Genomic DNA, 15,276 nt, shown 5'->3' with positions numbered 1-15,276 from the left:
TTCCGCCGCTCAGCCGAGCGCGTCGATATGGGCGCGCACCTTGGCGAACACGGCATGGAACATCTCCGGCGTCAGCACGCCGGTGTTCGTGTTGTAGCGGGAGCAGTGGTAGCTGTCGAAAAGCACCACCTCGCCGAGCCGGTGCACCGCGCCATGGGCGAATTTGTGCCGCGAGAGCTTCTCGCCATGGGCGGCCAGCACCTGGTCATGCGCGATCTTGCCCAGCGCCACGATGGCGCTGAGCCGCGGCAGCAGGCCGATGGTGGCCGCGAGGAAGGGGCGGCAGGTGCGCATCTCCTCGGTGGTCGGCTTGTTCTCCGGCGGCACGCAGCGCACGGCATTGGTGAGGCGCGAATCGACCAGCCGCAGCGAATCGTCCGGCCGCGCCTCGAAGGTGCCGGTGGCGAAACCGAAGCGGATCAGCGTCGAATAAAGCAGTTCGCCGGCATAATCGCCGGTGAAGGGCCGTCCCGTGCGGTTGGCTCCGCGCAGGCCGGGCGCCAGCCCGACGATGAGAAGCCGGCCGTCGACCGGGCCGAAAGAGGGCACGGGCGCGTTGTGCCAGGACGGCTCCTGCGCGCGCCAGTGCTCGCGGAAGGCGACAAGGCGCGGGCAGAGCGGGCAGTCCCGGTCCGGCTCGGCCTCGGCCGGGGCAAGCCGTTCGCGCGCGGGAGTGGCCATCTTCGTCAGGAATCCGACATCTCGTCGTTTTCGTCAGCCGCCGGCGGCGCCGCGCGGCGCTCCAGAAAGCGCGGTGTCTCCTGCATGCGGCCGGAACGATCCGCCGGGTCGCGACCGACGCGGGACTGGAGGTCGACGAGGTCGAGGAACACGTCCGCTTGCCGGCGCAGTTCGTCGGCGATCATCGGCGGCTGGGTGTGGATGCTGGAGACCACGGTGACCCGGACGCCCTTGCGCTGGATCGCTTCCACCAGCGAGCGGAAATCGCCGTCGCCGGAGAAGATCACGATATGGTCGACATGGGAGGCGAGCTCCATGGCGTTGACCGCCAACTCGATGTCCATGTTGCCCCGCACACGCCGGCGGCCCTGGCTGTCGGTGAATTCGCGCGCCGGCTTGGTGACGACCGAATAGCCATTGTAATCGAGCCAGTCGAGCAGCGGGCGGATCGATGAGTACTCGGAATCCTCGACCAACGTCGTGTAATAGAAGGCCCGCAGGACGTAGCCGCGACCTTGAAATTCCTTCAGCAAACGCTTGTAATCAATATCAAAACCGAGCGACTTGGTGGCTGAATAGAGGTTGGCGCCGTCAATGAAAAGCGCGATCTTTTCCATACCCTGAACCATACGAGGCAATACCCGGGGACAAGAGGGGTTGAAACATGTTGCGGCGCACCGCGAAGCACGCCGCCTTCCCCCGCCATAGACATAGCCCATTTGTGGCACCCGCGAGACGAAGCGGCGGACCGTCGTGCGTTTTGTGGTGGACAGCGAAAAGCCGCCGTCGCCTCGTTTGCCGCGCAGGTTGATGCGCCGCCGCACGCAAGGCTTGCTCCATCGTCCGCATTGGTTTAAGGAGGCCGCTTCCCTTACACCGTCAGGAGTGCCGAGGCATGGCTCGCGTCACCGTCGAGGACTGCATCGACAAGGTCGACAATCGCTTCGAGCTCGTTCTTCTTGCCGGCCACCGCGCCCGGATGATCGCGTCGGGTTCGCCGATCACGGTCGACCGCGACAACGACAAGAACCCCGTTGTGGCTCTGCGCGAGATCGCCGACGAGACGATTTCGCCGGAAGACCTGCGGGAAGAGCTGATCCATTCGCTCCAGAAGTTCACCGAGGTGGACGAGCCGGAGCCCGAGACCGTTCCGATGATCGCTTCGGGCGGCTCGGAAGGCGCGGACGATTCCGACATCATGCTCGACCGCATGACCGAGGAAGAGCTGCTCGCCGGTCTTCAGGGTCTCGTGCCGCCGGAGCCGAGCGACGACGACGAAGGCTGATCGACCATCGATCCGATCGAGCGGCCCGGCCCTGTGCCGGGCCGTTTGCGTTTTGGAGCCGAGTTCTCCTGCCTTTTCCGCGACATGCGGCTTGCGCGGCCGGGCGCCGCGGATGATATCTAGCGGATCGGCCCTGTCGGCCGACCATTCTCGCGAGTCCCTGTCATGATGCGGCAGTACGAGCTCGTCGAGCGCGTGCGCCGGTACAATCCCAATACCGACGAAGCGCTGCTTGACCGCGCTTACGTCTATGCAATGCGCGCCCACGGCACGCAGAAACGCGCCTCGGGCGATCCTTACTTCTCGCATCCGCTCGAAGTCGCGGCCATCCTGACAGACCTGAAGCTCGACGACGCCACTATCGTCGCGGCTCTGCTGCACGACACCATCGAGGATACCGACGCCACCCGCGAGGAGATCGACCGGCTCTTCAGCCCGCAGATCGGCGCGCTGGTCGAGGGCCTCACCAAGATCAAGAAGCTCGATCTCGTCTCCAAGCAGGCCAAGCAGGCCGAGAACCTGCGCAAGCTGCTGCTGGCCATCGCCGACGATGTGCGGGTGCTGCTGGTCAAGCTCGCGGACCGGCTGCACAACATGCGCACCCTGAAATGGGTGCCGGAGGAGAAGCGTTCGCGCGTCGCGCAGGAGACGCTCGACATCTATGCGCCGCTCGCGGGACGCATGGGCATGCACGACATGCGCGAGGAGCTGGAGGACCTGTCGTTTCGCCAGCTTTCGCCGGAGGCCTATGAGTCCATCCGCAGCCGCCTGCAGGCGCTGAAGGAGAAGAACGGCGAGCTGGTCGCGGCGATTGAGCGTGAGCTCTCGGACGCCATCGCTCACAAGGACATCGCCGCCATCGTGAGGGGACGCGAGAAGCGGCCCTATTCGATCTGGCGGAAGATGGAGCAGAAATCGATCGCCTTCGAACAGCTCTCCGACATCTACGGCTTCCGCATCCTCGTGGAGAAGGTCGAGGACTGCTACGCCGCGCTCGGTGTCGTCCATACCAAGTGGCCGCTCGTGCCCGGCCGCTTCAAGGACTACATTTCGACGCCGAAGCAGAACGACTACCGCTCGCTCCACACGACCGTCGTCGGACCGGGCCGCCAGCGCGTCGAGCTGCAGATCCGCACCCGCCAGATGCACGAGATCGCCGAGTACGGCATCGCGGCGCATGCGCTCTACAAGGACAATGGCGGCCCCGACGTGCTGACCCGCGACTCCAACGCCTATGGATGGCTGCGGCGGACCATCGAACTGCTGGCGGAAGGGTCGAGCCCGGAGGAGTTCCTCGAGCACACGAAGCTTGAGCTGTTCCACGACCAGGTCTTCTGCTTCACGCCCAAGGGGCGCCTCATCACCCTGCCGCGCCGGGCGACGCCGATCGACTTCGCCTACGCCGTCCACACCGGCGTCGGCGACCGGGCGGTGGGCGCCAAGATCAACGGCAAGGTATCGCCGCTGGTTTCCGAGCTGCAGAACGGCGACGAGGTGGAGATCATCACCGCGGCCGGCCAGACACCGCCGGCGGCATGGGAATCCATCGTCGTCACCGGCAAGGCCCGCGCCGCGATCCGCCGCGCCACCCGGGCGGCGGTGCGCGCGCAATATGCCGGGCTCGGCAAGAAGATCGTCGAGCGGGCCGTGGTGCGCGCCGGCAAGGTCTTCTCCGAGGAAAAGCTCGCCAGCGCGATCGGCCGCCTGGCGCGCCCTTCGACCGAGGACGTCTATGCCGCCGTCGGGCGCGGCGAGATGCGCTCGGACGACGTGGTGAAGGCGATCTACCCGGAATGGACCGGCCCGCGCCCCGAGGAGCGCGCGGCGCTCAAGGGCGAAGGCTGGTTCGAGCTGGAGAAGGGCCAGAGCCTCAAGTTCAAGATCCCTGGCATCGAGAGCGATCCCGATCCCAAGACGGCCATCCCGATCCGCGGCATCAACCGCGAGCTGCCAGTGCGCTTCGCCCCGAATGGCGGCGCGGTGCCCGGCGACCGTATCGTCGGCATCCTGACGCCGGGCGAGGGGATCACCATCTACCCGATCCAGTCGCCGGCGCTGCAGGACTTCGAGGAGGAGCCGGAACGCTGGCTCGACGTGCGCTGGGATGTGGACGAGGACGACCCGCAGCGCTTCCCGGTGCAGATCGTCGTGGTGGCGAGCCACGAGCCGGGTTCGCTGGCGCAGATCGCGCAGGTGATCGGCGAGCGTGACGGCAATATCGAGAATCTGCGCATGTCCTCCCGCTCGGCGGATTTCACGCGCATGGTCATCGACATCGGCGTCTACGATCTGCGCCACCTCAATGGCATCATCGCCGATCTGAGGGCCCGCCAAGTCGTCTCATCCGTCGAGCGCGTCAACGGCTGAACCCGCCCCGCCGGGCGGATCGGTCGTGACGCGGCAATGCGGATGGGCTATCACCCCAACCGTTCAGAAACTTCCGGGCATTCAGATGACACAAGACGAGGTCGTGGCCGAATTCCGTGCCGCCGGTGCGCTGCTTGAGGGCCATTTCATTCTGTCGTCGGGCCTGCGCAGTCCCGTCTTCCTCCAGAAGATGTTCATCTTCCAGGATCCCGTGCGCACCGAGCGGCTCTGCAAGGCGCTGGCGCAGAAGGCCGAGGCCGCCTTCGGCAAGATCGACTACGTCGTCTCGCCGGCGGTCGGCGGCATCGTGCCGGGCTACGAGACGGCACGCCATCTCGGTGCCAAGGCGGTGTTCGTCGAGCGCGAGGACGGCCGGTTCCAGCTGCGGCGCGGCTTCGCCATCCCTGAGGAGGCGAAGGTGCTGATGGTCGAGGACATCGTGACCACCGGTCTTTCCTCCCGCGAGTGCCTTGCCGCCATCGCCGAGCACACGAAGAACGTCGTGGGTGCCGCCTGCCTGATCGACCGCTCGAACGGCAAGGCCGATCTCGGCGTGCCGCTGGTCTCGCTGGCCAAGCTCGACATTCCCGCCTATCCGGCCGATGCCCTGCCGCCGGAACTCGCGGCGCTGCCGCCGGTGAAGCCCGGCAGCCGCGGCATCCAGGGCGCGAAGGCGTAGCCGCCATGACCCGTATCGTCCCGCCGATCCGTCTCGGAGTGAACGTCGATCACGTCGCGACCGTGCGCAACGCGCGCGGCGGTGCGCTGCCCGATCCGGTGCGCGCGGCCCAGCTCGCCTGCGCGGCCGGCGCCGACGGCATCACCGCGCATCTGCGCGAGGATCGTCGCCATATCCGCGATGCCGACATGCGCCGCCTGCGCGAGGTGCTGACCGTTCCGCTGAATTTCGAGATGGCGGCGACTGACGAGATGGTCGCTCTGGCGCTGGAACTGAAGCCGCATGCCTGCTGCCTCGTGCCGGAGCGACGCGAGGAACGCACCACCGAGGGCGGCCTCGACGTGCTGGGCGGCGGCATCGACCTCGCCCGCAAGGTCGAGAAGCTCGGCCATGCCGGCATCCGCGTCTCGCTCTTCGTTGCCCCCGACGAGGATCAGATCGCCCGTGCAGCCGATATCGGCGCGGCGGTCGTCGAGCTTCATACCGGAGCTTGGTGCGACTTCCTCACTGCCGGCGAAGCGAACGCGGCGGAATCCGAGTTCACCCGTCTGCGGCGCGCGGCCGTGCAGGGCAGCGAGCTCGGGCTGGAGATCCACGCCGGCCACGGCCTCGATTACGCCACGGCCGAGACGATCGCCGCTCTCGCCTCCGTGCGCGAACTGAACATCGGGCACTTCCTCATCGGCGAGGCCATCTTCACTGGGCTCGAGGAATCGATCCGGCACATGCGCGAGGCGATGTCGCGCGGGCGGGCGCGTCTCGGCGCGCCGCAGGCGGCGTGAGGCGCTCGTGATCATCGGCATCGGCTCCGACATCACCGACGCCCGGCGCGTCGCCGAGGTGCTGGAGCGCCATGGCGAGCGTTTCCTCGACCGTGTCTTCACGCCGATCGAGCGCGCAAAATCCGACCGGCGGGCCCGGCGCGTCGAAAGCTACGCCAAGCGCTTCGCCGCCAAGGAGGCCTGCGCCAAGGCGCTTGGCACCGGCCTCGCGCAGGGCGTGTTCTGGAAGGACATGGGCGTGGTCAACATGCCGTCCGGCAGGCCGACCATGGCACTGACCGGCGGGGCGAAGGTGCGGCTCGACGCCATCACGCCGGCAGGCTTCGAGGCGCGCATCGACCTCACCATCACCGATGACGGTCCGCTGGCCCAGGCCTTCGTCATCATCAGCGCCGTACCGAAAAAAGACGGTGGCTGACGTACTGTCACCTCGTGCGATCGTGAGCGGCGCGCGTTGCCGCGACCTCGCCAAGCGGTTATAGGAGCCGCACGGCCGCCTTGCGCGGCGCATGCCGCGCCGCGAGCGCACCGGAAGGCGACATGACTTCGACGACCGAACCGAAGAAGAAGGAAGGCGGCCTCGGCGAGACCGTCAAGGTGATCATCCAGGCGTTCCTGATCGCCATCCTGATCCGCACCTTCCTGTTCCAGCCGTTCAACATCCCGTCCGGCTCGATGAAGGAGACGCTGCTCGTCGGCGACTATCTGTTCGTGTCGAAGTTCAGCTATGGCTATTCGCGCTTCTCGCTGCCCTTCTCGCCGCCGCTCTTCGACGGGCGCATCCTCGGCTCGACGCCGAACCGCGGCGACGTGGTGGTGTTCAAGCTGCCGCGCGACGAGAGCACCGATTACATCAAGCGCGTGATTGGCCTGCCCGGCGACGAGATTCAGATGATCGGCGGCGTGCTGCACATCAACGGCCAGCCGGTGAAGCGCGAGGATGCCGGCTACTGGATGGACGACGAGGGCGGCGGGCGTGTCGAGCGCGTGAAGCGCTGGACCGAGACCCTGCCGAACGGCGTGAGCTACTACACGCTCGATCTCGTGGACAACGGCTTCTACGACAACACCCCGGTCTACAAGGTGCCGGCCGACCACTACTTCATGATGGGCGACAACCGCGACAACTCCACCGACAGCCGCGTGCTCAGCCAGGTCGGCTACGTGCCCTATGAGAACCTCATCGGCCGGGCGCAGGTCATCTTCTTCTCGGTGAAGGAAGGCGACGCCGCCTGGCAGTTCTGGAAGTGGCCTTGGACGGTGCGCTGGGACCGCATCTTCTCCTTCGTGCGATGACGCGCAGCAAGGCGCGGCCCGCCGACGACATCGGCCTCGACGCGCTCGAAGAGGCTCTCGGGCACAGCTTCGCGGATCGCGCGCATCTGCGTCTCGCACTGACCCATATCAGCTCCGTGACGGAGGTTCAGGGCTCGCGCGCTCGCGTGCGGTCCTACCAGCGACTGGAGTTTCTCGGCGACCACGTGCTGGGGCTGGTGGTTTCCGACATGCTCTACCGCGCCTATCCGCATGCGGAGGAGGGCGAACTCTCGCGGCGGCTGGCGGATCTCGTCTGCGAGGACGCCTGCGCCGAGGTCGCCCGCGCGATGGGGCTGGGCCCGCATCTTCGCCTCGGCGCCGGCGAGGAGCGTTCCGGCGGGCGCGATCGCTCCACCATTCTCGCCGATGTCGCCGAGGCGGTGCTGGCGGCGGTCTATCTCGATGCCGGCTTTCCGGCGGCGGAAGCGCTGATCGAACGGTTCTGGCGGCCACGGCTGGCGACTCCGGGCAGCTCGGCCCGCGATCCGAAGACGGCGCTGCAGGAATGGGCGCAGGGGCGGGGACTGCCGCCGCCACACTACCGGCTGGTCGATCGCTCGGGACCCGACCATAATCCCGAGTTCCGAATTGCCGTCGAGGTGCCCGGCTACGAGCCTGTCGAGGCGACCGGCACCTCCAAGCAGAATGCACAGAAGACCGCCGCCGCGGCGTTCCTCGAACGGGTTACTTCATGAACGAAACCACCGAAGAGACGCGCTGCGGCTTCGTTGCCCTGATCGGGGCGCCGAACGCGGGCAAGTCGACGCTCACCAATGCGCTGGTCGGCACCAAGGTGTCGATCGTCTCGCACAAGGTGCAGACCACGCGCTCGCTGGTGCGCGGCATCGCGCTCGAAGGCACGACGCAGATCATCCTCGTCGACACGCCCGGCATTTTCGCCCCCAAGCGCCGGCTGGAGAAAGCCATGGTCCGCTCCGCCTGGAGCGGGGCCGGCGATGCCGATGCCGTCGTGCTGCTCATCGACGCGCGTGCCGGCCTGACCGAGGATGTCGAGGCCATCATCAAGGGGCTCGCCGACGTAAAACGGCCGCGGGCGATCCTGCTCAACAAGATTGACCTGGTGAAGCGCGACAGCCTCTTGGAGCTGGCCGCCAAGGTGGCCGAGCTCATCAGCTTCGACCGCCTGTTCATGGTCTCCGCGCAGAACGGCGACGGCCTCAAGGAGCTGCGCGAATGGCTTGCGCAGACACTGCCGCTCGGTCCCTGGCTCTATCCGGAAGACCAGATTTCCGATGCGCCCATGCGCTCGCTGGCGGCGGAGATCACCCGCGAGAAGCTGTTCCATCGCCTGCATGAGGAGCTGCCCTACCGCTCGACGGTCGAGACCGATAGCTGGCAGGAGCGCAAGGATGGCTCGGTGCGCATCGAGCAGACCATCTTCGTCGAGCGCGAAAGCCAGCGGAAGATCGTGCTCGGCAAGGGCGGCGAAACCATCAAGGCGATCTCCATGGCCGCCCGCAAGGAGCTGACCGAAATCGTCGAGGCGCCGGTGCACCTATTCCTCTTCGTGAAGGTGCGCGAAAACTGGGCCGACGACCCCGAACGCTACCGCGAGATGGGGCTCGACTTCCCGCAATCCGACTGAGGCCGCCATGGAGTGGTCCGACGAGGGCATCATTCTGGGCCTGCGCCGTCACGGCGAGGCCAATGCCATCGTCGAGCTGATGACGGCCGCGCACGGGCGGCATCTCGGCCTCGTACGCGGGGGGAGCTCGCGCCGGCAGGCAGCCGCCCTGCAGCCCGGCAACGGCGTGCGGGTCGTCTGGCGGGCGCGGCTTGACGAGCATCTCGGCACCTTCGCTCTGGAAGTCGTCGCGCCGCGTGCGGGGCGGTTGATGGCTTATGCCCATTCCGCCTTCGCGCTGAGCCATGTCGGCAGCCTCGTGCGCATGCTGCCGGAGCGCGACCCGCATCCCGGGCTGCATGAAACGCTGGTCGCCGTGGTCGAGCATCTCGACGAACCGCGCCTCACCGGCATGCTGATCGCCCGGCTGGAACTGATGATGCTGTCGGAACTCGGCTTCGGGCTCGATCTCGACCGCTGCGCTGCAACCGGCGGGCGCAACGACCTGCTCTATGTCTCCCCGAAATCGGGGCGGGCGGTCAGCCGCGATGCCGGCGAGCCGTGGCGCACGCAGCTCTTCGAACTGCCCTATTTCCTCATCGGGGAGGTCGCCGAGCCCCCGTCGCGGCACGATGTCGAAGCGGCGCTGGAACTGACCGGCCACTTCCTCGCCCGGCGCGTGTTTGAGCCGCGTGGCACGGCCCTGCCGGATTCCCGCGCGGCGCTGATCGCCGCATTGCACCGGCTGGACGCTAGTTGAGCGGCGTCATGAAATTCGGGTCGGCATAATAGTTCCCGTTGTGGAAGTAGCGCTTGCCGACCCACACCATGTTGCACATGGGAACCTGGACCTGGACCGGCTGCCCCCGCCAGTCCTGCCGGATGACAGGGCGTTCGCGGCAGACGTTCATCCAGCCGGTGGAGACCTGCGGCTCCCGTAGTTCCTGAATCACCTGCTCGCGCAGGCCGAGATATTGATAGGTCGGCCGTTGGGCGCTTGCCGGAAGGATCGACCATCCGGCAAGCGCGACGGCCAGTCCGAAGACAGACGTCTTTCTCACTGCGACTGTTCCCCCGAATAGTCGTGCAGCAACCCTAGCGTGAGTCCGGCACTCTGCCTAGAATCTATTTTCAAATTAGAAATTGTTTCATTTCATGCCGAACGAATGCCGAGGGAAGCGGAGCGTGGTTTTCATTCGCGCCTCTGGCGCTCCTGCTGTCCTTTGGGATCGGGCTTTGAAATGTGGCGCCATGCAAATCGTGCGCGGACAACGGCGCCGCCTTGCGCGTTCGCGTCTTGTTCCCGGCATCGCTTCGATGTAGCCAGAGGACATGGGAGAGCCACCGATTCCGACCGATGACGGCACGATCGAACCGATCGGCCTGAAGGCGGCGCTCGAGGAGCGTTACCTTGCCTATGCGCTCTCGACCATCATGCATCGCGCCCTGCCGGATGCTCGTGACGGGCTGAAGCCGGTGCACCGGCGCATCCTCTATGGCATGCGCCTCCTGCGCCTCGATCCGGGAGGCGGCTTCCGCAAGAGCGCGAAGATCGTCGGCGACGTGATGGGCTCGTTCCACCCGCACGGCAACATGGCGATCTACGACGCTATGGTCCGCCTCGCGCAGGATTTTTCCCAGCGCTATCCGCTGGTCGACGGGCAGGGGAACTTCGGCAACATCGACGGCGACAACGCTGCCGCCGAGCGTTACACCGAGGCCCGCCTGACCGATGTGGCCCGGCTCATCCTCGACGGTATCGATGAGGACGCCGTCGACTTCCGCCCCAACTATGACGGCACGACCGAAGAGCCGGTCGTCATGCCCGGCGCCTTCCCGAACCTGCTCGCCAACGGTTCCACCGGCATCGCGGTGGGCATGGCGACCTCGATCCCGCCGCACAACGCGGCTGAGCTGATCGACGCCAGCCTGCACATCATCGAGAACCCGCAGGCGACCACCGACGACCTGCTGAAATTCGTGAAGGGGCCGGACTTTCCGACCGGCGGGGTCATCATCGAGTCACCGGCCTCGATGGCGGATGCTTATGCCACTGGCCGCGGCGGCTTCCGCCTGCGCGCGCGCTGGCACAAGGAAGAGACCGGGCGCGGCACCTATGTGGTCGTCGTCACCGAGATCCCCTACGGCGTGCCCAAGTCGCGCCTCGTCGAGAAGATCGCCGACCTCCTCAACGAGAAGAAGCTGCCGCTGCTCGCCGACGTGCGCGACGAGAGCGCCGAGGATGTGCGGCTGGTGCTCGAACCGCGCGCGAGAAATGTCGACGCCGAGCTACTGATGGAAAGCCTGTTTCGGCTCACCGAGCTGGAAACGCGCTTCCCGCTGAACATGAACGTGCTGGTCGGCGGGCAGGTGCCGAAGGTCGTCAGCCTGCTGGAAGCCCTGCGCGAATGGGTCGACCATCGCCGCGAGGTACTGCTGCGCCGTTCGCGCTATCGCCTGGCGCAGATCGAGCACCGGCTGGAAGTGCTGGGCGGCTACCTCATCGCCTATCTCAACCTCGACGAGGTGATCCGCATCATCCGCGAGGAGGACGAGCCGAAGCCGGCGCTGATGGCGCGTTTCGAGCTTACCGACGTGCAGGCCGAGGCGATCCTCAACATGCGCCTGCGCTCGCTGCGCAAGCTCGAGGAATTCGAGATCCGCAAGGAGCACGACGCCCTCACCAAGGAGAAGGACGGCATCGAGAAGCTGCTGGCCTCCGAGGCCAAGCAGTGGAAGACCGTCGCCTGGGAGCTGGGCGAGACCCGCAAGATGTTCGCGCCCGACACCCCGCTCGGCCGCCGGCGCACCGGCTTCGGCGAGGCAGCCGCCCATGACGCCGACGCGGTGATCGAGGCGCTGGTGGAGCGCGAGCCGGTGACGGTCGTGGTGTCGGAAAAGGGCTGGGTGCGGGCGCTGAAGGGCCATGTCGCGGATCTCTCGACACTGGCCTTCAAGGGCGACGACAAGCTGAAGATCAGCTTCTTCGCCGAGACCACCTCGAAGCTTCTGGTCTTCGCCACCAACGGCCGCTTCTACACGCTCGACGCCTCCAAGCTGCCGGGCGGGCGCGGCCATGGCGAGCCGCTGCGCCTGTCGATCGACCTCGAGCAGGAGGCCGACATCGTCGACGTGCTGCCCTATCAGGGCGGGCGCAAGCTGCTGGTCGCGGCGAAGGAGGGCAGGGGCTTCGTCGTCGCCGAGGACGATTGCCTCGCCAATACCCGCAAGGGCAAGCAGGTGCTCGGCGTCGATGGGCAGGACGCCGCCACGGTGGTGCCGGCGGTCGGCGACAGCGTCGCGGTCATCGGCGAGAACCGCAAGCTCCTCGTCTTCCCGCTGTCGCAGATCCCGGAGATGGCGCGCGGGCGCGGCGTGCGGCTGCAGCGCTACAAGGACGGCGCGATGAGCGATGTGAAGGTGTTCGCCGCGGCCGACGGGCTGACCTGGACCGACACTTCCGGCCGCACCTGGACGGTGACGGATCTCACCGAATGGCGCGGCGAGCGCGCCGGGGCCGGCCGCCTGCCGCCCAAGGGCTTCCCCCGCAACAACAAATTCGCATGAAAAAGGCCACCGGCGTAAGGCCGGCGGCCAGGTTGTCTTCGGTCCGGCGGGGGACGCAACGCCCGGCCGGCCCATGCGGGTCGACCGGCATCCTTTCAGGCTGGTCGGCTTCCGGCGCCGTCAGACGCCGATCTTGCCGCCGTCCTTCTTGGTGATCACGACGACCGCCGGGCGTACCGGCATGTCGTTCTTGAAGTCCGGCCAGCGGGTCGACAGGTCCTCGTAATAGGAGGGCCGCCCGAACGGCGCCCAGTCGGTGCCGCCATCGCCCGGGTGCTGGACGGCGACGAAGGCGGTGCGGTCGTCCGGCGTGAACAGCGGGCCGCACATCTCCGCGCCGACCGGCACGCGGAAGAACAGCTTGGAGGTGGCGCGCGCTTCGCCGTCCACGTCGACCGCCCAGAGCCCGTCCGTGCGACCGGTATCCTTCGGGTTGTTGCCGTCCGTCGCCACCCACAGTCGGCCGGCGGAATCGACCGCGCAGTTGTCCGGCATGCCGAACCAGCCGTTCCGGGTGGTGTCGGTGGAGAAGGAGGCGCCGACCGCCGCGACAGAAGGATCGCCGCACTTCAGCAGCACTTCCCACTTGCCCTTGGTCGCGGCGAAATCGCCATCGGTCTCGGCGATCTCGATGATGTGGCCGAAGGCGTTCTTGGCGCGCGGGTTGGCGGCGTCGGTTTGCTCGTCCTTGCGCTTCGTGTTGTTGGTCAGCATGACGTAGACCTTGCCGTTCACGCCATTCGGCTGGATGTCCTCGGGACGGTCCATCTTGGTGGCGCCGAGCAGGTCGGCGGCGCGGCGGGTCTCGATCAGCACGTCGGCCTGGCTGTTGAAGCCGTTGGCGGCGGTCAGCGGACCTTCGCCGAAGACCACCGGCAGCCAGTTCAGCGTGCCGTCGGCCTCGAACTTGGCGACGTAGAGCGTCCCGGAATCGAGCAGGTCCATGTTCGCCGCGCGGTCGTTCGGGTTGAACGTGCCTGATGTGACGAACTTGTAGACGTAGTCGAAGCGCTCGTCGTCGCCGAGATAGAAGACCACGCGGCCATCCCTGGCCACGATCGACTCGGCGCCCTCATGCTTGAAACGACCGAGCGCGGTGCGCTTCTTCGGCACCGAATTGGGGTCGTTCACGTCCACCTCGACGATCCAGCCGAAGCGGTTCGGCTCGTTCGACTCTTTCGAGAGGTCGAAGCGGTCGTAGAAATTGCCCCACTCATAGGTGCCTTCCGGCACGCCGTAGCGCTTGTAGTTGGCGGCTTCGGGGTGGCCTTCCGGCAGCTGGCCGAGGAAATAGCCGTGGAAGTTCTCCTCGGCCATCACATAGGTGCCCCAGGGCGTCACGCCACCGGCGCAGTTGTTGAGCGTGCCAAGCACCTGCTTGCCGGTCAGGTCGTCCTTGGTCTTCACGCGGTCATGGCCGGCGACGGGGCCCGAAAGCTGCATCGGCGTGGTGGAGGTGATGCGACGGTTCAGCTTGCCCTCGCGCACCGGCTGCCACTTGCCGTCGACCTTGCGGATCTCGACGATGGTGCCGCCATGGGCCGCCATCTCGATGTCGACGCGGCTCAGATCGGCCGGCGCCACCTTCAGCTTGCCCTCGGCGACGCTGACGATGCCGGGGAACATCAGGTGCTCGTTGGTGTATTCGTGGTTCACCACCAGCAGCCCGTGCTCGGACGAGCCGTCGAGCGGGATGAAGCCCACATAGTCGTTGTTGTAGCCGAACTGGCGACGCTGGGCTTCGGCGCTCTGGTTCTTCGGGTCGAAGGCCGGCGAATCGGGAAACAGCCCGTCGCCCCAGCGCAGCAGCACGTCGGCGTCATAACCATCGGCGACGTGATGGGTCTCGTCGACGCCGGCTTCCACCTCGACGAAGCTGAACGCCGAGCCGCTGCTGGCGGAATTGTTCGCCGCCCGGGCCTTCTCGGCGGAGAGAAGCGCCATCGGACCGACGGTCGAGGCGATGGCGGAGACGGCGAGCGAGCCTTTCAGCAGACCACGCCGCGAGAAGCGGATCGAGATCAGCTCGCCCATCGTCGGGTTGACCGTCGGGTTGCTGCCGTCACCTTCCGCTTCTTCGAGCAGGCTGGTGCGGAACGGCGACTCGGGGACGGGATCGAGCGTATCGTCGGTCATGGCAGGGCTCCGGCAAGTCTGGACATCTCTGGATTAGAGGTCTTCCAACTTGCTAGGCCCGTCCGATCACAGGGGCATGACACCCCATGCCATCGCCGGCCGCTGCCTATTCGTCGGCGCGTATCCAGCCGGCCGGGGCGAGCCGTTCCTGCGGCAGGAAGCGACGCTTGTAGTCCATCTTGTCCGATCCCTCGACCCAGTAGCCGAGATAGACATAGGGCAGGCCCATCGCTCTGGCCTTGGTCACATGGTCGAGGATCATGAAGGTGCCGAGCGAGCGCGCCGCCTCGTCGGGATCGTAGAACGAGTAGACCATCGACAATCCGTCGGCGAGCACGTCGGTCAGCGCCACGGCGTGGAGCGCCCCCTGGCCGCGCCCGTTGACGGCGGTGGCCGGGCCCCGCCGGCGATATTCGATGAGACGGGTGCGGACGTGGCTGTCCTCCACCATCATCGCGTAATCGAGCACGGTCATGTCGGCCATGCCGCCATCGCTGTGGCGGCTGTCGAGATAGGCGCGGAACAGCGAGTACTGCTCGGCCGTCGGCACGGCGGCGCGGATATCGCCTATGAGGTCCTCATTAGCCTGCCGCACGCGGCGGAAGCTGCGGGTCTCGTGGAAATCGTCGACGCATACCCGAACCGAGACACAGGCCCGGCACTGTTCGCAGGCGGGACGATAGGCGATCGACTGGCTGCGGCGGAAGCCACCATGGGTCAGCACGTCGTTGAGCTGGGTCGCCCGCTCGCCCACGAGATGCGTGAAGACCTTTCGCTCCGAGCGCCCCGGCAGATAGGGGCAGGGCGACGGTGCGGTGAGGTAGAACTGCGGTGTATCGCGCGGGTGCTCTGTCACGGGTGCTTCACGTAGCGGCTG

The 15,276-nt window shown here is 66.8% G+C and carries 15 protein-coding genes; 10 read left to right on the top strand and 5 right to left on the bottom strand.

The window, feature by feature from the left end:
- Positions 1-9 precede the first annotated feature (9 nt).
- Together FO470_RS14090 and FO470_RS14085 are read right to left on the bottom strand one after the other, a co-directional pair.
- Complete coding sequence (locus FO470_RS14090; protein ID WP_144343594.1) at positions 10-681, bottom strand: uracil-DNA glycosylase; 672 nt, start codon at positions 679-681, stop codon at positions 10-12.
- Positions 682-686: 5 nt separating this feature from the next.
- The gene (locus FO470_RS14085) at positions 687-1,310 is read right to left on the bottom strand and encodes a LabA-like NYN domain-containing protein (RefSeq protein ID WP_144343724.1); all 624 of its coding nucleotides are present in this window, start codon (positions 1,308-1,310) and stop codon (positions 687-689) included.
- Between the two features lie 266 nt (positions 1,311-1,576).
- Here FO470_RS14085 and rpoZ point away from each other — a divergent pair, with 266 nt between their 5' ends.
- The 9 genes from rpoZ to recO all read left to right on the top strand — a co-directional run bounded on the left by rpoZ (position 1,577) and on the right by recO (position 9,456).
- The gene (gene rpoZ, locus FO470_RS14080) at positions 1,577-1,966 is read left to right on the top strand and encodes a DNA-directed RNA polymerase subunit omega (protein ID WP_144343593.1); all 390 of its coding nucleotides are present in this window, start codon (positions 1,577-1,579) and stop codon (positions 1,964-1,966) included.
- 165 nt (positions 1,967-2,131) lie between these two features.
- Entirely contained in the window at positions 2,132-4,333 is a 2,202-nt protein-coding gene (locus tag FO470_RS14075; RefSeq protein WP_144343592.1) for a RelA/SpoT family protein, read from the top strand.
- 85 nt (positions 4,334-4,418) lie between these two features.
- The gene (gene pyrE / locus FO470_RS14070; protein WP_144343591.1) at positions 4,419-5,012 is read left to right on the top strand and encodes an orotate phosphoribosyltransferase; all 594 of its coding nucleotides are present in this window, start codon (positions 4,419-4,421) and stop codon (positions 5,010-5,012) included.
- A 5-nt stretch (positions 5,013-5,017) separates the two neighbouring features.
- Positions 5,018-5,794, top strand: a complete 777-nt coding sequence (locus FO470_RS14065) for a pyridoxine 5'-phosphate synthase (protein WP_144343590.1) — start codon at positions 5,018-5,020, stop codon at positions 5,792-5,794.
- A gap of 7 nt (positions 5,795-5,801) precedes the next feature.
- Positions 5,802-6,212: a holo-ACP synthase gene (gene acpS / locus FO470_RS14060; RefSeq protein ID WP_144343589.1), complete on the top strand. Its 411-nt coding sequence runs from the start codon at positions 5,802-5,804 to the stop codon at positions 6,210-6,212.
- 122 nt (positions 6,213-6,334) lie between these two features.
- On the top strand, positions 6,335-7,090 hold the full coding sequence (gene lepB, locus FO470_RS14055; RefSeq protein ID WP_144343588.1) for a signal peptidase I: 756 nt from the start codon (positions 6,335-6,337) through the stop codon (positions 7,088-7,090).
- Positions 7,087-7,806, top strand: a complete 720-nt coding sequence (gene rnc / locus FO470_RS14050) for a ribonuclease III (RefSeq protein ID WP_144343587.1) — start codon at positions 7,087-7,089, stop codon at positions 7,804-7,806. The genes lepB and rnc overlap by 4 nt, the downstream gene beginning before the upstream one ends.
- The gene (gene era / locus FO470_RS14045; protein ID WP_144343586.1) at positions 7,803-8,717 is read left to right on the top strand and encodes a GTPase Era; all 915 of its coding nucleotides are present in this window, start codon (positions 7,803-7,805) and stop codon (positions 8,715-8,717) included. The genes rnc and era overlap by 4 nt, the downstream gene beginning before the upstream one ends.
- 7 nt (positions 8,718-8,724) lie before the next feature.
- Complete coding sequence (recO, locus tag FO470_RS14040; RefSeq protein ID WP_144343585.1) at positions 8,725-9,456, top strand: DNA repair protein RecO; 732 nt, start codon at positions 8,725-8,727, stop codon at positions 9,454-9,456.
- On the opposite strand, the gene FO470_RS14035 is transcribed toward recO, so the two are convergent.
- Positions 9,449-9,757: a hypothetical protein gene (locus FO470_RS14035; RefSeq protein ID WP_144343584.1), complete on the bottom strand. Its 309-nt coding sequence runs from the start codon at positions 9,755-9,757 to the stop codon at positions 9,449-9,451. The two genes, recO and FO470_RS14035, sit on opposite strands and share 8 nt — an antisense overlap.
- Before the next feature lie 271 nt (positions 9,758-10,028).
- Between FO470_RS14035 and parC the strand changes: the two genes are divergently transcribed.
- Entirely contained in the window at positions 10,029-12,263 is a 2,235-nt protein-coding gene (parC, locus tag FO470_RS14030) for a DNA topoisomerase IV subunit A (RefSeq protein WP_144343583.1), read from the top strand.
- Positions 12,264-12,383: 120 nt separating this feature from the next.
- Here parC and FO470_RS14025 read toward each other — a convergent pair whose 3' ends face one another.
- Entirely contained in the window at positions 12,384-14,399 is a 2,016-nt protein-coding gene (locus tag FO470_RS14025) for a PhoX family protein (RefSeq protein WP_144343582.1), read from the bottom strand.
- Positions 14,400-14,505: 106 nt separating this feature from the next.
- Positions 14,506-15,255, bottom strand: coding sequence for an arginyltransferase (locus tag FO470_RS14020; protein WP_144343581.1), 750 nt, complete (start codon positions 15,253-15,255; stop codon positions 14,506-14,508).
- Positions 15,256-15,276: the final 21 nt, after the last annotated feature.

The sequence above is a fragment of the Ancylobacter moscoviensis genome (assembly GCF_007559435.1).
Classification (GTDB): Bacteria; Pseudomonadota; Alphaproteobacteria; order Rhizobiales; family Xanthobacteraceae; genus Ancylobacter; species Ancylobacter moscoviensis.
This window is presented reverse-complemented; position numbering and strand designations above follow the sequence as displayed.